Raw genomic sequence first — 17508 nt, 5'->3', positions numbered from 1 at the left:
CCCCCCCCCCCCCCCCCCCCCCCCCCGCCAACCAGTTTCAGCCCCCCTTCCGCTCAAGTCATCGTTCTGTCATCCGCCCCGGCCAGAATGCGCAGGTCATTCACGTCAGGGAGTCGACATGACGCACGCAATTGAAGTCCGCGGGCTTTCCAAATCGTTCCGCGCGGACCGCAAGGCGCTTGACGATGTCACGCTGCACATCGCGCCAGGCGAGATGGTCGCCCTGCTGGGTGCATCGGGATCGGGCAAGTCCACGCTGTTGCGCCACGTGGCCGGATTCATCACGGGCGATGCCGGCGCCGGCGAAATCCTCGTCAACGGCCGCCATGTGCAGCGCAACGGCCGCCTGGCCCGCAACGTGCGCAAGGTGCGTGGCGAGATCGGGTTTGTGTTCCAGCAGTTCAACCTGGTGGGCCGTCTTCCGGTCATCACCAACGTGCTGGTCGGCACGCTGGCCCGTGTGCCCAAGTGGCGCAGCCTGCTGCGCATCTTCAAGGCCGATGAAGTCCAGGGCGGGCTCGATGCGCTTGCGCAAGTTGGTATAGACGACTATGCGTTTCAACGGGCCTCGACGCTGTCGGGCGGCCAGCAGCAGCGCGCCGCCATCGCCCGCACGCTGGTGCAGAACGCCAGCGTGATCCTGGCCGACGAGCCGATCGCCTCGCTCGACCCGGAATCGTCGCGCCGGGTGATGTCGCTGCTCAGGCAGATCAACCGCACGCGCAAGGTCGCGGTGCTGGTGTCGCTGCACCAGGTGGACGTGGCGATGCGCTACTGCCCCCGCGTGGTGGCGCTGCGCCACGGCAAGGTGGTCTATGACGGCCCCTCAGCCGCGCTCACGCCCGGCATGCTGCGCGATCTCTACGGCACCGAAGCCGACGAGCTGCTGCTCGATTCCGTGCCCGACGAAGACGTATCCACTGCGGCCATGCCGGCACCGGCAATGGTCACGATGAACCTGGCGGCCGCCTGAACGGCCGCCTGTCCAGACCGCTTTATCCCAAAACCGCTTCCCACCGGAGTTGTCCATGCTTCGCAGAACCTTTCTCGCCGTCGTGGCTTCGGGCGTGGTCGCCCTGCCCGCCTTCGCGCAGGACGCCAAGAGCCTGAACATCGGCTTTATCTCGACCGAATCGTCGTCGAACCTGAAGTCCGCCTGGCAGCCGCTGATCGACGATCTCAGCAAGACGCTGGGTGTACCCGTCAAGCCCTTCTTTGCGTCCGACTACGCCGGCATCATCGAGGGCATGCGCTTCAACAAGGTGCAGATCGCCTGGTTCGGCAACAAGTCGGCCATGGAGGCCGTGGACCGTGCCAACGGCGAGGTCTTTGCCTCGGTGATCGACAAGGACGGCAACCCGGGCTACTGGTCGGTGCTGATCGTCAACAAGGACAGCGACCTGAAGAGCGTCGAAGACGTGATCAAGCGCGGCAAGGACCTCAGCTACGGCGCCGGCGACCCCAATTCCACCTCGGGCACGGCCGTGCCGGGCTTCTACCTGTGGACCGCCAACAAGGTCGAGCCCAAGACGCTGTTCAAGGCCGTGCGCATCGGCAACCACGAGACCAACCTGCTGTCGGTGCTGAACAAGCAGGTCGATGTGGCGGTGAACAACACCGAGAACATGGAGCGCTATCGCATCAACACCGGCAAGAACGCCTATGACCAGGTGCGGGTGCTGTGGAAGTCGCCGCTGATCCCGGCCGATCCGATGGTCTATCGCAAGGACCTGCCGCCGGAGGTGAAGAAGAAGATCCAGGCCTTCTTCGCCAACTACGGCAAGGGCGCAGACGCCGCCCGTGAAAAGCAGGTGCTGGCCACCCTGACCTACCAGGGCTTCCGCACCGCCAGCGATGCGCAGCTGGTGCCGATCCGCCAGATCGAACTGGTCCGCGAGAAGGCGAAGATCGAATCGGACACCACCCTGGCCGCTGCCGACAAGGAAAAGCGGCTGGCCGAGGTGACCCGCCGCCTGGCCGAGCTGGACAAGGCCGCCGGCAACGCCATCAGCACGCAATAAGCCCATCCCGACGAGGCCGGCGGCCCCCCGCCGCCGGCCCCGCATCGCTTTCGTTCCCCGCTTGATTCCGGATTCCCCATGACTGTCACCGCCAGGCCCGGCCTGCCTCCCACGCCCCAAAGCAACGTGCGCCCGCCGCGCACTTCCCTTGCCGTGATGCTGACCTGGGCAGTCCTGCTGGCCATGCTCGCCCTGTCCTGGCAGGGGGCCGACATGCGCCCGCTGGACCTGCTGCGCGACTCGGACAATATGGCGAAATTTGCCGCCGATTTCTTCCCGCCCGATTTCCGCGACTGGCGGCACTACCTGGACGAGATGCTCGTCACCGTGCAGATCGCGCTGTGGGGCACCGCCCTGGCCGTGGTGATGGCGGTGCCGCTGGGCCTGCTGTGCTCGGCCAATATCGTCCCGGCGTGGGCCTACCAGCCCGCACGCCGCATCATGGACGCTTGCCGCGCCATCAATGAGATGGTGTTCGCCATGCTGTTCATCGTGGCCGTCGGTCTGGGCCCGTTTGCCGGCGTGCTGGCGATCTGGATCCACACCACCGGCGTGCTGGCCAAGCTGTTCGCCGAAGCCGTCGAGGCCATCGACCCGCGCCCGGTGGAAGGCGTGCGCGCCACCGGCGCCGGCCCGATCGAGGAGATCGTCTATGGAGTGATTCCGCAAGTGCTGCCGCTGTGGCTGTCGTTCGCGCTGTACCGCTTCGAGTCCAACGTGCGCTCGGCCTCGGTGGTTGGCATCGTCGGCGCCGGCGGCATCGGCACCGTGCTGTGGGAGATCATCCGCAGCTTCCAGTATGGGCAGACCTGTGCCGTGATGATCATCATCATCCTGTTCGTCTCGGCCATCGACATCATCTCCGCACAAATCCGCAAGGTACTGGTCTGACATCATGCTGAACCTGTCCCGCATCGAAACGCTGTTTGCCGACCATGGCAATGCCTGGTACGGCGGCGAAGCCATCAGCCAGACCGCGCACGCGCTGCAGTGCGCGCAACTGGCCGAGCAGGCCGGCGAGCCCAAGCCGCTGATCGTCGCGGCCCTGCTCCACGACGTTGGCCACCTGCTGCTGGCCGAAAGCACCACCACCGACATGCGCCACCAGGAGGCCGCCGCCGATGCGCTGGCAGAACTGTTCGGTGACGAAGTGACAGAACCCGTGCGGCTGCACGTAGCGGCCAAGCGCTATCTGTGCGCGGCCGATCCGGCGTACTTCGCCACCTTGTCACCGGCTTCAGCGCAAAGCCTGGCGCTGCAAGGCGGTCCGTTCGGCGCCGCACAGGCCGAAGCGTTCACCGCCAGCCGCCACGCCGCTGCCGCGGTGCGCCTGCGCCGCTACGACGACCTGGCCAAGGTGGTCGGCCTGGCCACGCCGCGGCTGGCGCACTACCTGGACATGGCCGCGCGTTGCGCGCGGACTGGCGCATGAACACCATCGCTGAAGCCGTGCTTACCCTGCGTGAAGTGCGCGGTTCCGACGCGGAACTGCGGCACCTGTCCGCGCTGCTGGCCGCGATGGACGATGAAGCGCCGCTGCCGCTGGCCACCATGCGCGAGCGCTACGCGACCATGCGCCGCTATCCGGACTACCGCTGCTACATGATGGTGGACGAGGACGAGGTGCCGCTGGGCACCTTCAGCCTGCTGGTATTTCCCGTGATGGTCCACGACGGGCGTCCCGAGGCCATTGTCGAGGCCGTGGTGGTGGCGCCGTCCGCGCGCGGCAGGGGCGTCGGCAAGGCGATGATGCGCGAAGCGATGCGCCTGGCCCGCGAGGCCGGGGCGGCCAAGCTGGTGCTGTCGTCCAACGCGCGGCGCCTGCAGGCCCACCAGTTCTATCGCCGGCTCGGGTTCACCGAGCACGGCATCAGTTTCAGCATCGAACTCTGATGGCAAGGCCGTGCCGGAAGCTTCGCTTCGGCACGGCCTTATCAGCTTAATGTTGCGCTATCGGAGGTAGCCCCAACCAGCCGCGCGAACGCCTCCGCCGCGGTTTCCAGGGCGCCGCTATTGTCGAACTCGACCAGGCGGCACCCTGCCGGCACGGTGAAGGCCTGCGCCGCGCGCGCCAGGCGCCGGGCAATCGCTTCTTCCGACTCGCGGCCACGCTGGCGCAGCCGCGTGGCCAGCACCTCCGGCCGGACGCGCACATGCACGGCGCACAGCTTCGGGTAGCGCGCTACGGCTTGGGGCAGGTACTCGCGCGAGCCATTGACGATCACCGTCAGCCCCCTGGCCAGCCACTGCTCGATCTCGATGCCGATGCCGTAATGGAGCCCGTGGCTGTGCCAGTCCAGCGCCAGGCAGCCGAGCGCCTGGCGGCGCCGGAACTCATCCGTGGTCAGCGCAACGGAGGCCTCGTTGGCATCGGCCTCGCGGGTGATATAGCGATGCGCGATGACGATGCGGTGGTCCGGCCCGAGGCGTTCGCGCAGCGCGCGCAGCAGCGAGTCCTTGCCGCTGCCGGACGGCCCCATCAGGTAGAACAGGCCGTGTCCGTCGGCCGCGCCATGTGCGTTCATGCGTCCAGGTACGCCGCGCCGGCGCCGTCGGTGGTGCTGCCGTTGAATCCGTAGTGGCGGGCAACGATAAAGTCGTCGCCCGGCTCCGGCTGCACGAATACGCTGATCCCGTCCACATGAAGCGGCGCCTGCAGCAGCTTGCCGCTCGCGGCCCCCAGGCGCTCGAGGGCGGCGCGCTGGCCGGCAGTATCAAGCATGCCAGTCAGCGTGATATGGAAGACGAAGGTACCGAATACATACGGGTAGCCCCATGCGTCGAGCATGCGGCGCTCTTCGTCGGTCAACTGGTCCGGTTTGCGCCGGCCGAGTTCTTCGGCCGTAGGCGGCGCGCGGAAGCGCTCGAATGCCAGTACGCAGGCATCGGCCAGCGCCTGCATCGGTGGCGATCCGCCATCGGCCAGGCACCATGCCACAAAACCCCGCAGCGCACACAGCGCCAGCGGTGCGTCGAATGCCTCGCGGCCACGCGCGAAGTCACGCGCAGCGGCGTCGAGCATCGGCCCGTTGCTGCCCTGCACAAGCCGGAACGGCGGCTTCAGCGTGGCATGCAGGCCGTAGCGCGCCGGGGCCTTGACCCATTCGTCGGGCGCCGCCGCCATGCCCGCCGGCGCGGGCATGGCGGCGCCGGTATCGGCGTCGCGGCCGAGCCACTGGCTGCCAAACGTGCGGAACGGATCTGAGGGCGCCAGGTAGATGGCGTAACGGTGCGCTGGCAAGGTCATGCGGCAAGGTTACCAGCGGCGCCCGGCGCCCGGCGGCGGCGTCTGCCCTGGTTTTGTGGTCTGGACCGCAGACACCTTAGCGCAGGCAGATGACAGCCGGATGTCTAGACCAATGCCACGTCGCTCCGCCTCAATCACTGTCGGAAACCGTCAGCTGCACCCAGTCCCCCGCAAACCGCACCACGCTGTACTGCACCGGCGCCCCGTCGATATCAACGTTCAGCGCCTCCACCTGCAGCACCGGGCGCGTCTTCGGCTGGTTCAGCAGGCGCGCCACCGGGGCGCTGGGCATGGCCGCCGTGATGCGCGACCACTTGCGCGTGTAGTCGGCAATGCCGAAATGCGCCAGCGCGCGCGATACCGATTGCCTGGCGCGCAGCACCTCGTCGATGCCCGGGAAGCGCTTGAGGTCAAAGTAATGCTCGGCAACGTCGATGGTGCGCTCTTCGGCCTTGCCGATCATCTGCACGTGCAGGATCTCCGCCGTGCGCGCCAGGCCCAGTTGCTTTGCCACTTCCGGCGCGCGCACCACCTGGCTGTCGATGATCTCGGCATGTCCGCGCATGCCCTGCGCGGCCAGGTTTTGCGAGAAGCGCGTGCGGCGCCCGATCGCGTAGTCGATCGCATGCTCCTGCACGAAGGTGCCGCGGCCCTGCTCGATCCGCACCAGGCCGCTCAACTCCAGCTCGCCCATGGCGCGGCGGATGGTGTGGCGGTTGACCGCGAAGCGCGTGGCCAGTTCAGGCTCAGGGGGCAGCTGTTCGCCGGGCAGGTACAGCTTCTTGCGGATGTCGTCCGCCAGCGCCTCGCCAATCTGGCGCCATACCGCCACGCCGGAACCCCGTTCCACTTCTCGATCAGACATCTCGCGCTGCCCTCTTGTCATCAAGCGTTCACCATTGCCATGCGATTGTGCCTCAACCGCGCCGCCATGGCGGGGTGCCCGAGCAATGCCCCGCCCCGTCATGAAACGTTCATCTGCCTGTGGTCTAGTAGCTGCGTGTTCAAGCAGTGACATCTAAACGTATAGACGTATAGGGGTGATGATGCAAAGCGAAACCGCGCAGGCCCATGCCGCCCGCGCCGCCTGGCTCCGGATCCTGGCGACGGCGCCCGCCGACGCGCTCGACGGCGCTTACCAGCGGCTTGGCCAGGCGCAAGCGCTGCCGGCCTACCGGCTGCTGCGCAAGCCGGAGTCCGGCATGGCCATGGTCCGGGCCCGCGCAGGCGGTACCGGTGCCCAGTTCAACCTGGGGGAAATCACGGTCACGCGCTGCGCGGTCGTGCTGGAAGACGGCGCTGCCGGGGCCGCTGCAGGCGTGGCCTATATCCAGGGCCGCAGCGCCCGCCACGCCGAACAGGCCGCGGTGCTGGACGCGCTGCTGCAACGCCCGGCCTGGCACCAGCGCGTGCAGGAGTTCGTGCTGGCGCCGTTGGCAAGCACGCAGGCGCAGCGCGCCGCACACGCAGCAGCCACCGTCGCCCAGACCCGCGTCGAGTTCTTCACCATGGTCCGGGGAGAGGACTGAAATGACTGCCATGCAACCGATCCTGTCCGCCCCGGCCGCCTCGCTGCTGCCGGGTTTCAACAACCCGGTCGACGACGCCCAGCAGGTCTTCCGCGCCGCGCTGCAGGCGTTTGCCCATCCGGGCCGGCTGCAGACGCTGCCCGTGGCCAGCGGCCTGCCCGGCGGCCTGTCGCCCGCGCTGGCGGCGCTGCTGCTGACGCTGGCCGATCCCGATACCCCGGTCTGGCTGCCTGCCGGCGTGCCCGCCGCGGCGCGCGCGTTCCTGCGCTTCCATTGCGGCTGCCCGCTGACCGACGATGTCGGCACCGCCGCCTTTGTCTGCGTGCCCGCCGGCTATGCCGTACCGGCACTGGCGGATTGCGCGCAAGGCGACCCGGCCTTCCCCGACCGCTCGGCCACGCTGCTGGTGGAGGTGGCCTCGCTTGCCGAAGGCGACACCCTCACGCTGCGCGGCCCCGGCATCGAAACCACGCAGGTGCTGCGCGTGGCGGGGCTGCCCGCGGACTTCCGCGCCGGCTGGCGCGCCAACAACGCCGGCTTCCCGCTCGGCGTGGACCTGCTGCTGGCCAGCGGCGACCGATTCTGCGCGCTGACGCGCACCACGCTGGTGGAGGACTGACATGTATGTAGCCGTCAAAGGTGGCGAGCGCGCCATCCTCAATTCCTACCGGATGCTCGATGCCTACCGCCGCGGCGATACCGCGGTGCCGGAACTCACGCTGGCGCAGATCCGCGAACAGATGCCGCTGGCGGTGTCGCGCGTGATGGCCGAGGGCTCGCTGTACGACCCGCACCTGGCCGCGCTGGCCCTGAAACAGGCCGCCGGTGACCAGATCGAGGCGATCTTCCTGCTGCGCGCCTATCGCACCACGCTGGCGCGCTTCGGCTATACCCAGCCGGTGGATACCGGCGCGATGCGCCTGCAGCGCCGGATCTCGTCCACGTTCAAGGACGTGCCGGGCGGCCAGGTGCTGGGGCCGACCTACGACTACACCCAGCGCCTGCTGGATTTCACGCTCGAAGCCGGCCGCGACCCCGAGCCGCTGCCGCCCTCGCCCGAACCCCTCGCCGCCAGCATGCCGCGCGTGACCGGCCTGCTGGAAGCGGATGAACTGGTCGAAGCCGACCAGATTCCCGCGGGCGACCCCACGCCGCCCGACCTGACGCGCGAGCCGCTGAGCTTCCCCGCCAACCGCGCCGCGCGCTTGCAGAACCTGGCGCGCGCCGATGAGGGTTTCCTGCTGTCGATGGGCTATTCCACCCAGCGCGGCTACGGCAACTCGCACCCGTTCGCGGCCGAGATCCGCTACGGCGCGGCCGAGGTCGAACTGTTCGTGGAAGAGCTTGGCTTCGCCGTCACCATCGGCGAGATCGAGCTGACCGAATGCCAGATGGTGAGCCAGTTCGCCGGCAATGCCGACGAAGCCCCGCGCTTCACGCGCGGCTACGGGCTGGTGTTCGGCTACAACGAGCGCAAGGCCATGTCGATGGCGCTGGCTGACCGCGCCATGCGCGCCGAAGAACTGGGCGAGGCCGCCGACGCCCCGGCCAACGATATCGAATTCATGCTGTACCACAGCGACAACGTCGAGGCCTCCGGCTTCGTGCAGCACCTGAAGCTGCCCCACTACGTGGACTTCCAGGCCAACCTCGAACTGCTGCGCCGGCTGCGTGCGGAACAAGATGGCGCCGTGACCGCTACCGTGCAGGCGCAACCGCAAGAGGAGACGCTGGCATGACCACCCCCGACACCACCATGGCAACGGGCATTGCCCGCGATGACCACTACAACTTCGGCTACCTGGACGAGTCGACCAAGCGGATGCTGCGCCGCGCGCTGCTCAAGGCCGTGGCGATTCCCGGCTACCAGGTACCCTTCGGCAGCCGCGAAATGCCGCTGCCCTATGGCTGGGGCACGGGCGGCATCCAGGTGACGGCCGCGATCATCGGCAAGGATGATGTGCTCAAGGTGATCGATCAGGGCTCGGACGACACCACCAACGCCATCAATATCCGCCGCTTCTTCGGCCGCGTCACCAGCGTGCAGACCACCGAGCGCACCGCGGAGGCCAGCATCATCCAGACCCGTCACCGGATTCCGGAAACGCCGTTGCACGCGGGCCAGACCATGGTGTTCCAGGTGCCGATCCCCGAGCCGCTACGCTGGCTGGAGCCGAGCGAGGGCGAGACCCGCACCATGCACGCACTGGCCGAGTACGGCGCGATGCACGTCAAGCTGTATGAGGACATCGCGCATCACGGCCATATCGCCACCACCTACGACTACCCCGTGATCGTCAACCAGCGCTACATGATGCGGCCGTCGCCGATCCCCAAGTTCGACAATCCCAAGCTCGACCGCAGCCCCGCGCTGATGCTGTTCGGCGCCGGGCGCGAGAAGCGCGTCTATGCCGTGCCGCCGTACACCGCGGTCAGGAGCCTGGACTTCGCCGACCATCCCTTCACGGTGGAAAAGTGGTCCAGCTGCTGCGCCCAGTGCGGCGCTGCCGACAGCTACCTGGACGAGATCATCACCGATGACGCCGGCACGCGACTGTTCGTGTGCTCCGACACCGAATACTGCGCCGACCGCCAGGCGGCCCAGGCCGTCAAGGCCGCTGCCGGAGGTGCCCGATGAGCGCCACCCCGCTGCTGTCGGTGCGCAACCTGACGCGCACCTGGGACGGCCTGCACGGCTGCCATGACGTCAGCTTCGACCTGTACCCGGGCGAGGTGCTGTGCGTGGTTGGCGAATCGGGCTCCGGCAAGAGTACGTTGCTGCAGGCCTTGTCGATGCAGGCGCCGGCGCAGCGCGGCAGCGTCAGCTACGACATGCGCGAGTCCGGCCTGACCGACCTGGCCACGCTGTCCAGCGCGCGCCTGCGGCTGCTGGCCCGCACCGACTGGGGCTTCGTGCGCCAGCATGCGCGCGACGGCCTGCGCATGCAGGTCAGCGCCGGCGCCAATATCGCCGAGCGCCTGATGGCCGTGGGCGAGCGCCACTACGGCAACCTGCGCGAGGTCGCCGGCACCTGGCTGGAGAAGATGGAGATCGACCTGGCCCGGCTGGACGACGTGCCCGGCACCTTCTCCGGCGGCATGCAGCAGCGTTTGCAGATCGCGCGCAACCTGGTCACGCACCCGCGCCTGGTGTTCATGGACGAGCCCACCGCATCGCTGGACGTGTCGGTGCAGGCCCGCCTGCTAGACCTGCTGCGCCGCCTGGTGGCGGACCTGGGCCTCGCCGCCGTGCTGGTCACGCACGACCTGGCCGTGGCGCGCCTGCTCGCGCACCGCACGCTGGTCATGCAAGGCGGCCGCGTGGTGGAGCAAGGCCTGACCGACCAGATCCTCGACGACCCGCAGCACCCGTACACGCAGTTGCTGGTCTCTTCCATCCTGCAGGGCTGACGACGATGCACGCAGAACACCACCCCCAGAAACTGGTCGAGGTCCGCGGCCTCGGCAAGATGTTTACGCTGCACAACCAGGGCGGCATCCGCCTGCCGGTGCTGCGCGCGATGGATTTCGATGCCACCCGCGGCGAATGCCTGGTGCTGTCCGGGCCCTCCGGCACCGGCAAGAGCACGCTGCTGCGCTGCCTGTACGGCAACTACCTGGCCACCGAAGGCAGCATCCGCCTGCGCGATACCAGCGCCGAGGGCGAGCCGTGGGTCGAGCTGACCCACGCCCCAGAACAACGCGTGCTGAAGTTGCGCCGCGACGTGATCGGCTATGTCAGCCAGTTCCTGCGCGCGATTCCGCGCGTCGGCGCGCTCGACGTGGTGGCCGATCCGCTGCAGCAGCGCGGCGCCAGCCATGAGGAGGCCCGCGCCCGCGCGGCAGAACTGCTGGCACGGCTGAACCTGCCGCGCCGGCTGTGGGACCTGCCTCCGGCCACTTTCTCCGGCGGCGAGCAGCAGCGCGTGAACATCGCGCGCGGGCTGATCGGCGGCCACCCGATCCTGCTGCTGGACGAGCCCACCGCCTCGCTGGACGCCGACAACCGCGCCGTGGTGGTCGAGCTGATCCGCGAGGCCCTGGCCGAAGGCCGCGCGCTGATCGGCATCTTCCACGATGAAGCCGTGCGCGATGCCGTGGCCACGCGCCTGCTGCCGCTGCAACCCGCTAGCGCCCTTGCCTGATTTGATCCCAGAACGGAGCCGGACATGTCTGCTACCTACCTGACGCACGCCACCCTGGTGCTGCCGGACCGCGTGCTGCACGACAGCGCGCTGCTGATCGAAGATGGTCGCATCGCCGCCATCGAACCGGCACCCGCAGCGGTCCCCACCCACGCCACCGTGATCGACCTGCATGGCCACTCCGTGATGCCGGGCCTGGTCGACGTGCATTGCGACGCCATCGAGAAGGAAGTCGAACCGCGCGCCAGCGTGCTGTTCCCACTGGACTTTGCCGTGGCTCAGGTCGACCGCCGCAACGCCGCGGCCGGCATCACCACGCCGTACCACGCGCTGTCGTTCGCGGGCAACCAGTTCGGCGTGCGCAATGTCGATACCGCGGCCACGCTGGTGCGCACCCTGGCCGCGTATCGCCGCCACAGCCTGGTCGACAACCGCATCCATTGCCGCTACGAAGTCACCGATTCCAGCGCCGTGCCGGTGCTGGAATCCCTGATGGCCGAGGGCGTGGTCGACCTGCTGTCCGTGATGGACCACTCGCCGGGCCAGGGCCAGTTCAAGACCATGGATGCCTACCTGGCCTACATGATGGGCAACCACGGCATGAGCCGCGAGCAAGCCGCCGATGCGGCCGACAAGAAGGCCGCCGCGCTGGAAGGCGCGCATGAGCGTGTCAACCGGCTGGTGGCCAGGGCGCATGCGCTGGGCATCCCCACCGCCAGCCATGACGACGATTCGCCGCAGCGCATCGCCGCCATGCGCGCGCTGGGCGTGCGCATGAGCGAGTTCCCGATCAACCTGGAAACCGCGCAAGCCGCGTGCGCCCAGGCGCTGCCGACCATCCTGGGCGCGCCCAACGTGCTGCGCGGCAAGAGCCAGAGCGGCTCGATGCGCGCCATCGACGCCATTCACGCCGGCGTGGGCACCATCCTGTGCTCGGACTACCAGCCGTCCACGCTGATCGCCGCCGCGTATGCCGCCGCGCGCCTGGCCGACCTGCCGCTGAACCAGGCGCTGGCGCTGGTCACCGTCAATCCGGCCGACGCCTGCCTGCTGGACGACCGCGGGCGCCTGGCGCCGGGGCTGCGCGCGGACGTGATCGCCGTGTCCGGCGTGGCAGGCCAGCCGATGGTCACGCATACCTGGTCTGGCGGGAGGCTGGTGTTTGCGGCGGGGTATCCGTCGGTGCGGCACGTTGGCGATGCTGCCATGCCGCGCGAAACCGCGCTGCGCGAGGTGGCATAAGGAGGATTGGCCCGGATTCGTAAAATTCCGCTGCGCCTCCGCCAGACTGCTGATCTGAACAGGAAATCGAGCGCAATCTCGGTCATCGCTTGTACGAGCCTGCGTCCGGTCAGGCCGGCAACACAGTAGCGCTGGCTACGGCCGTTCGCTGCTGGCCGATGGCGGCTTCACCCGCTGAGCGATCGGATCAGGCCCCGGGGTTGAACCCCAGCGCCGTGCTGACCGCGCGCGCCTCGCGCCGCACGGCGCTGCCGATGGGCCCGTCGATGGCGGGATCAAAGCCGCCGGTGGCGCCCAGCGCCGTCAGCACTGCGCAGACGCGCCCGGTGTAGTCGCGCACCGGCGCCGCCACGGCGCTGATGCCGGTCAGGTTGGTGTCGCGCACCCAGGCGCAGTCGTCGGCCTGCACCGCGCGGCGCAGCGCGCCGATGGGGTCTTTGCCATCGAGCAACGCCAGCCGCGCCGGACTTGCCGCGGCCAGCTCCTCCTCGGCCTGGGCATGCACGCGCTTTTCATCGAGCAGGCCCAGGAACACGCGCCCGGTGGCCGACCACAGCAATGGCATCACCGAGCCCGCGCGCACATTCACCGTCACCGGCAAACCCGGTTCCTCAAAGCGCATGATGGTCGGCCCCTTGTTGCCCATCACCGCGACAAAGCAGGTCACCTCCAGCGCTTCACGCAGGCGTACCAGCGAGGCTTCGGCCAGCCGGATCGGGTCGGCCTGGCGCATCGCCGCCATGCCGATCTGCAGCGCCTCGAAGCCCAGGTGGTATTGCTGCGTGCCCGTCTCCTGCGCCACCAGCCCCTCTTCCACCAGGCTGACCAGGTAGCGGTGCACCTTGGCCGGGCTTTCGTCGATATGCGCGGCCAGCGCGGTCAGGCTGGCGCGTCCGCCCAGCCGGGCCAGTCCCTTGAGCACGGCCATGCCGGTGACCGCCGATTGCACGCGCTGGCGGCGTTCGCGCGTGCGGGGCGCGTCGGCGGGTTCGATCGGAGGTTGGGCAGCTTTCGGTCGGGGCATGGCGGGAAGATCCGGCAAACGTTGAGCGGTCATCACATGGAAGGCGGATCAAGCCATGCGGCCGCCGCAGGACAGTTCAAGGTTAACCCGCATTCAATCATTACGCAATGCGTATATGATTTACGCGAAATAGAAACACCGGTGCCATACACCGGGCTGACCAACAAGGAGACAAGCCCCCATGCCCCGCCTCAACTTCAAGCGCCTGGCCATCGGCGCGCTGGCCCTGCCGATGCTGGCCGCCGCCCCCGCGCATGCCGTCGACGCCTACCCTGCCAAGCCGATCCGCTGGATCGTCCCCTACGCCGCCGGCGGCGGCTCGGACTTCCTGGCGCGCACCATCGGCCAGGGGCTGTCGGCCAAGGTCGGCCAGCCGGTGGTGGTGGACAACAAGCCGGGCGGCAATACCGCCATCGGCGCGGCCGAGACGGCGCGCTCGGCCGCCGACGGCTATACCGTGCTGTCGGCCGACAACGGCACGCTGGTGTTCAACCCGGTGCTGTACAAATCGCTCTCCTACAACCCTGGCAAGGACCTGGCTCCGGTGACGCTGCTGGGCCGCTTCCCGATGATCCTGGTGGTCGGCGCGGCCAGCCCGGTCAAGAGCGCCAAGGAATTCATCGCCCAGACCAAGGCCACCCAGGGCGGCATCAATTACGGCTCGGCCGGCGCGGGCAGCCCGCACCACCTGGCAATGGAGCTGCTGAAGGTGGAAGCCGGCCTGTCGATGACGCATGCCCCCTACCGCGGCGCCGCGCCGGCGCTGTCGGACGTGGCCGCCGGACAGGTGGTGGCGATGATGGTGGACTACGCTGCCGGCGCCGGCTTTATCAAGGGCGGCAAGGTCCGGCCGCTGGCGGTGGCCAATGCCACCCGGCTGCCGCAGCTGCCCGACGTGCCGACCTTTGCCGAACTGGGCTACCCGCGCGTGGAAGCCGCCGCGCTGGTGGGCATGGTGGTGCCGGCCGGCACGCCGCCGGAGGTGGTCAACACGCTGAACAAGGATGTGGTCGCGGCAATCCGCGAGCCCGCTGTCAACAAGCGGCTGGTGGACTTCGGCGTTGAGCCGGTCGGCAACTCGCCGGCTCAGTTCAGCGAGCTGCTGCGCAGCGAGTCCACCCGCTGGACCAAGCTGATCCGCGACCTGAAGATCACGCTGGACAATTGAGTCCGGCCGCAACACCGAATGGCCGTCCGGCCCTGACCGGACGGCCCTGTTTTTCGCCAGGAGTACGCAGCATGGCCAACCCCTCCCCCAGCGCCCCGCGCAGCGGCTGCCCGATCGACCACAGCGCCTTGACCGCGCCCAACGGCTGTCCGGTCAGCCACAACGCGACGCAATTCGATCCCTTCGGCGACGGCTACCAGCAGGATCCGCCCGAATACGTGCGCTGGTCGCGCGAGCAGGAGCCGGTGTTCTACAGCCCCAGGCTGGGCTACTGGGTGGTCACGCGCTATGAAGACATCAAGGCGATCTTCCGCGACAACCTGACCTTCAGCCCGTCAATCGCGCTGGAGAAGATCACGCCCACCGGCGACGAGGCCAATGCCGTGCTGGCCTCCTACGGCTATGCCATGAACCGCACGCTGGTCAACGAGGACGAGCCCGCCCACATGCCGCGCCGGCGCGCGCTGATGGCGCCCTTCACGCCCGCGGAACTGGCGCACCATGAGCCGCTGGTGCGCCGCCTGGCGCGCGAGTATGTCGACCGCTTTATCGGCGATGGCCGCGCCGACCTGGTCGACCAGATGCTGTGGGAAGTGCCGCTGACCGTGGCCCTGCATTTCCTGGGCGTGCCCGAAGAGGACATGGACCTGCTGCGCCAGTACTCCATCGCCCATACCGTCAACACCTGGGGCCGGCCGAAGCCGGAGGAACAGGTGGCGGTGGCGCATGCCGTGGGCAATTTCTGGCAGCTGGCGGGCCGCATCCTGGACAAGATGCGCGAGGACCCGTCCGGCCCGGGCTGGATGCAGTACGGCCTGCGCAAGCAGAAAGAACTGCCCGATGTCGTCACCGACTCCTACCTGCATTCGATGATGATGGCCGGCATCGTCGCCGCGCACGAGACCACCGCCAACGCCTCGGCCAATGCCATCAAGCTGCTGCTGCAGCATCCGGATGCATGGCGCGAGATCTGCGACGACCCATCGCTGATCCCCAACGCGGTGGAAGAATGCCTGCGCCACAACGGCTCCGTCGCCGCATGGCGGCGGCTGGTGACGCGCGACGCCGAGGTCGGCGGCATCCGCCTGCCGGCGGGCAGCAAGCTGCTGATCGTCACGTCTTCGGCAAACCATGACGAGCGCCATTTCGCCGATGCCGACCTGTTCGATATCCGCCGCGACAACGCCAGCGAACAGCTGACCTTTGGCTACGGCTCGCACCAGTGCATGGGCAAGAACCTGGCGCGCATGGAGATGCAGGTCTTCCTGGAGGAGCTGACACGCCGGCTGCCGCATATGCGCCTGGCCGAGCAGACCTTCACCTATGTGCCCAACACCTCGTTCCGCGGCCCTGAGCACCTGCTGGTGGAATGGGACCCCGCGCAGAACCCCGAGCGCCGCGACCCGGCCCTGCTCGAGGTGCACCAGCCGGTGCGCATCGGCGAACCGTCCGCGCACACCATCGCCCGCACGGTGGTGGTCGAGCGCGTCACGCCCGCCGCCGACGGCGTGGTCCGGCTGCGGCTGGCGGCGCCTGACGGCAAGCCGCTGCCGCGCTGGGCGCCGGGCTCGCATATCGACGTGGAATGCGGCGATACCGGGCTGTCGCGCCAGTATTCGCTGTGCGGCGATCCGGACGACACCGGGGCGCTGGAAATTGCCGTGCTGCGCGACCCCGACAGCCGCGGCGGCTCGGCCTGGGTGCATGGCAGCGTCCAGGCCGGCGACCGCCTGCGCATCCGCGGGCCGCGCAATCACTTCCGCTTCGATGAAGGCTGCGGACGCGCGATCTTTATCGCCGGCGGCATCGGCATCACGCCGGTCAGCGCGATGGCGCGGCGCGCCCGTGCGCTTGGCATCGACTACGAATTCCACTACTGCGGCCGTTCGCGCCAGGCGATGGCGATGCTGGATGAACTGCAGGCCCTGCACGGTGCGCGGCTGCACGTCCACGCCAGCGATGAAGGCCAGCGCGCCGACTTCGGCAAGCTGCTGGCGCGGCCGGACCCGCGCACCCAGATCTACGCCTGCGGCCCGCAGCGCATGCTGGATGCGCTGGCCGAGAGCTGCGCGGCGTGGCCGGAAGATGCGCTGCGAGTGGAGCACTTCGTATCGAAGCTGGGCACGCTGGATGCGTCGAAGGAACTGCCCTTTTCCGTCGAGCTGAAGGACTCCGGCCTGGTCATGGAAGTCCCGGCCGGCCAGACCCTGCTGAGCGCGCTGCGCGGCGCCAATATCGATGTGCAGAGCGATTGCGAGGAAGGCCTGTGCGGGTCCTGCGAGGTGCGCGTGCTGGCCGGCCAGGTCGACCATCGCGACGTGGTGCTCACGCGCAGCGAGCGCGAGGCCAACCAGCGCATGATGGCGTGCTGCTCGCGCGCCTGTGGCGGCGGCCGGCTGGTGCTGGAGCTCTGAGCGCCCGCCCGTCAGGCGGTGGCGTTGAAGGCGTCGTGGTATTGCACGCTGCCCGCCGGATAGCCGCCGTCGAACGCCAGTGCCTGGAAGTACTCGGGTGGCACGCCGTCCAGCACCAGCCCGGGCCGCGCGGCAAAGCCGAAGCGGCCGTAGTAGCCGGGATCGCCCAGCACCACGCAGCCGGCGGCGCCAAGGCGGCGCAGCTGGTCCAGCGACGCGCGCATCAGTTGCGAGCCAATGCCCTGCCCCTGCAGGTCCGGCGCCACCGAGATCGGGCCCAGTCCGTACCAGCCGGTCGCGCCGGATGAGACCGTAACCGGCGAAATCGCCACGTGTCCCACCAGTTCATCGCCTGCCTGTGCCACCAGCGACACCGTCAGCTGGCCGGCGCGGCGCAGCGCATTGACCACGAACGCCTCGGTGTGGCTGGTATGCGGCGCCGTCAGGAAGGCGGCAGTGGTCAGCCGGGCAATGGCGTCGGCGTCGGACGGTGCTTCTGGGCGGATCTGCACGGACATGGCGGGACTCGGGACTTCGATCAGGTCTTGGCGACCCGGATTCTACGCTCTCCTTCACTGGCATGCCGCGGCCGCCAAGGCAAGCCACCGTTGCGCCGTAGGACAACGCCTGACAACGGCGGCAAGGCGCCAAGGCTAAAGTAGCAGCGCGAACTCCATGCAATCCTGTTCCCGTTGCGTCATGCGCCCTGCCCCCGCTG

19 protein-coding genes are annotated in these 17508 nt (G+C 68.6%); 14 read left to right on the top strand and 5 right to left on the bottom strand.

Annotated features, from left to right (window positions below; translation table 11 throughout):
• Positions 1–118 precede the first annotated feature (118 nt).
• From phnC to AC3WRI_RS28840, 5 genes are all read left to right on the top strand, one after another.
• Positions 119–973 (top strand): phosphonate ABC transporter ATP-binding protein, encoded by an 855-nt coding sequence (phnC, locus tag AC3WRI_RS28860; RefSeq protein WP_011617129.1) that lies wholly within the window; start codon positions 119–121, stop codon positions 971–973.
• Positions 974–1028: 55 nt separating this feature from the next.
• Positions 1029–2021 carry a phosphonate ABC transporter substrate-binding protein gene (gene phnD, locus AC3WRI_RS28855; protein WP_492294573.1) on the top strand — a complete coding sequence of 331 codons (993 nt, stop codon included), beginning with the start codon at positions 1029–1031 and terminating at the stop codon, positions 2019–2021.
• A gap of 78 nt (positions 2022–2099) precedes the next feature.
• Complete coding sequence (phnE, locus tag AC3WRI_RS28850) at positions 2100–2912, top strand: phosphonate ABC transporter, permease protein PhnE (RefSeq protein ID WP_010809361.1); 813 nt, start codon at positions 2100–2102, stop codon at positions 2910–2912.
• A gap of 4 nt (positions 2913–2916) precedes the next feature.
• Positions 2917–3453, top strand: a complete 537-nt coding sequence (locus tag AC3WRI_RS28845; RefSeq protein ID WP_492294571.1) for a phosphonate degradation HD-domain oxygenase — start codon at positions 2917–2919, stop codon at positions 3451–3453.
• Entirely contained in the window at positions 3450–3914 is a 465-nt protein-coding gene (locus AC3WRI_RS28840) for a GNAT family N-acetyltransferase (protein WP_011617128.1), read from the top strand. Before AC3WRI_RS28845 ends, AC3WRI_RS28840 begins: the two co-directional genes overlap by 4 nt.
• Before the next feature lie 41 nt (positions 3915–3955).
• Here the strand turns inward: AC3WRI_RS28840 and phnN are convergent, their stop codons facing one another.
• The 3 genes from phnN to phnF all read right to left on the bottom strand — a co-directional run bounded on the left by phnN (position 3956) and on the right by phnF (position 6133).
• Positions 3956–4546 carry a phosphonate metabolism protein/1,5-bisphosphokinase (PRPP-forming) PhnN gene (gene phnN / locus AC3WRI_RS28835; RefSeq protein WP_010809364.1) on the bottom strand — a complete coding sequence of 197 codons (591 nt, stop codon included), beginning with the start codon at positions 4544–4546 and terminating at the stop codon, positions 3956–3958.
• Positions 4543–5268 carry a DUF1045 domain-containing protein gene (locus tag AC3WRI_RS28830; RefSeq protein WP_439669069.1) on the bottom strand — a complete coding sequence of 242 codons (726 nt, stop codon included), beginning with the start codon at positions 5266–5268 and terminating at the stop codon, positions 4543–4545. Before AC3WRI_RS28830 ends, phnN begins: the two co-directional genes overlap by 4 nt.
• A 130-nt stretch (positions 5269–5398) precedes the next feature.
• Positions 5399–6133: a phosphonate metabolism transcriptional regulator PhnF gene (gene phnF / locus AC3WRI_RS28825; RefSeq protein WP_011617126.1), complete on the bottom strand. Its 735-nt coding sequence runs from the start codon at positions 6131–6133 to the stop codon at positions 5399–5401.
• 178 nt (positions 6134–6311) lie between these two features.
• On the opposite strand from phnF, the gene phnG reads away from it, so the two are divergent.
• Genes phnG through AC3WRI_RS28790 form a run of 7 tightly spaced genes read left to right on the top strand, consistent with a single transcriptional unit; the run spans position 6312 to position 12184 of the window.
• On the top strand, positions 6312–6797 hold the full coding sequence (gene phnG / locus AC3WRI_RS28820; protein ID WP_010809367.1) for a phosphonate C-P lyase system protein PhnG: 486 nt from the start codon (positions 6312–6314) through the stop codon (positions 6795–6797).
• A gap of 1 nt (position 6798) precedes the next feature.
• The gene (phnH, locus tag AC3WRI_RS28815) at positions 6799–7416 is read left to right on the top strand and encodes a phosphonate C-P lyase system protein PhnH (RefSeq protein ID WP_010809368.1); all 618 of its coding nucleotides are present in this window, start codon (positions 6799–6801) and stop codon (positions 7414–7416) included.
• A 1-nt stretch (position 7417) separates the two neighbouring features.
• A complete protein-coding gene (locus tag AC3WRI_RS28810) occupies positions 7418–8536 on the top strand; it encodes a carbon-phosphorus lyase complex subunit (RefSeq protein WP_439672715.1) in 1119 nt (372 codons plus the stop codon).
• Positions 8533–9435 (top strand): alpha-D-ribose 1-methylphosphonate 5-phosphate C-P-lyase PhnJ, encoded by a 903-nt coding sequence (locus tag AC3WRI_RS28805; protein ID WP_492294569.1) that lies wholly within the window; start codon positions 8533–8535, stop codon positions 9433–9435. Before AC3WRI_RS28810 ends, AC3WRI_RS28805 begins: the two co-directional genes overlap by 4 nt.
• On the top strand, positions 9432–10208 hold the full coding sequence (gene phnK / locus AC3WRI_RS28800; protein WP_010809371.1) for a phosphonate C-P lyase system protein PhnK: 777 nt from the start codon (positions 9432–9434) through the stop codon (positions 10206–10208). Before AC3WRI_RS28805 ends, phnK begins: the two co-directional genes overlap by 4 nt.
• Positions 10209–10213: 5 nt before the next feature.
• Positions 10214–10942, top strand: a complete 729-nt coding sequence (gene phnL, locus AC3WRI_RS28795; RefSeq protein ID WP_010809372.1) for a phosphonate C-P lyase system protein PhnL — start codon at positions 10214–10216, stop codon at positions 10940–10942.
• Between the two features lie 24 nt (positions 10943–10966).
• Positions 10967–12184 carry an alpha-D-ribose 1-methylphosphonate 5-triphosphate diphosphatase gene (locus tag AC3WRI_RS28790; RefSeq protein ID WP_010809373.1) on the top strand — a complete coding sequence of 406 codons (1218 nt, stop codon included), beginning with the start codon at positions 10967–10969 and terminating at the stop codon, positions 12182–12184.
• Positions 12185–12371: 187 nt separating this feature from the next.
• Here AC3WRI_RS28790 and AC3WRI_RS28785 read toward each other — a convergent pair whose 3' ends face one another.
• The gene (locus AC3WRI_RS28785) at positions 12372–13208 is read right to left on the bottom strand and encodes an IclR family transcriptional regulator (RefSeq protein ID WP_011617123.1); all 837 of its coding nucleotides are present in this window, start codon (positions 13206–13208) and stop codon (positions 12372–12374) included.
• Between the two features lie 181 nt (positions 13209–13389).
• On the opposite strand from AC3WRI_RS28785, the gene AC3WRI_RS28780 reads away from it, so the two are divergent.
• Together AC3WRI_RS28780 and AC3WRI_RS28775 are read left to right on the top strand one after the other, a co-directional pair.
• Positions 13390–14376, top strand: a complete 987-nt coding sequence (locus AC3WRI_RS28780; RefSeq protein WP_492294568.1) for a Bug family tripartite tricarboxylate transporter substrate binding protein — start codon at positions 13390–13392, stop codon at positions 14374–14376.
• A 71-nt stretch (positions 14377–14447) separates the two neighbouring features.
• The gene (locus AC3WRI_RS28775; protein WP_492294566.1) at positions 14448–16790 is read left to right on the top strand and encodes a cytochrome P450/oxidoreductase; all 2343 of its coding nucleotides are present in this window, start codon (positions 14448–14450) and stop codon (positions 16788–16790) included.
• Positions 16791–16801: 11 nt separating this feature from the next.
• Here the strand turns inward: AC3WRI_RS28775 and AC3WRI_RS28770 are convergent, their stop codons facing one another.
• Positions 16802–17308: a GNAT family N-acetyltransferase gene (locus AC3WRI_RS28770; RefSeq protein ID WP_010809377.1), complete on the bottom strand. Its 507-nt coding sequence runs from the start codon at positions 17306–17308 to the stop codon at positions 16802–16804.
• Positions 17309–17508: the final 200 nt, after the last annotated feature.

Source organism: Cupriavidus sp. FW305-27, assembly GCF_058787995.1.
Note: the sequence above shows the minus strand (reverse complement) of the source record. Positions and strands in the feature narration are given on the sequence as shown.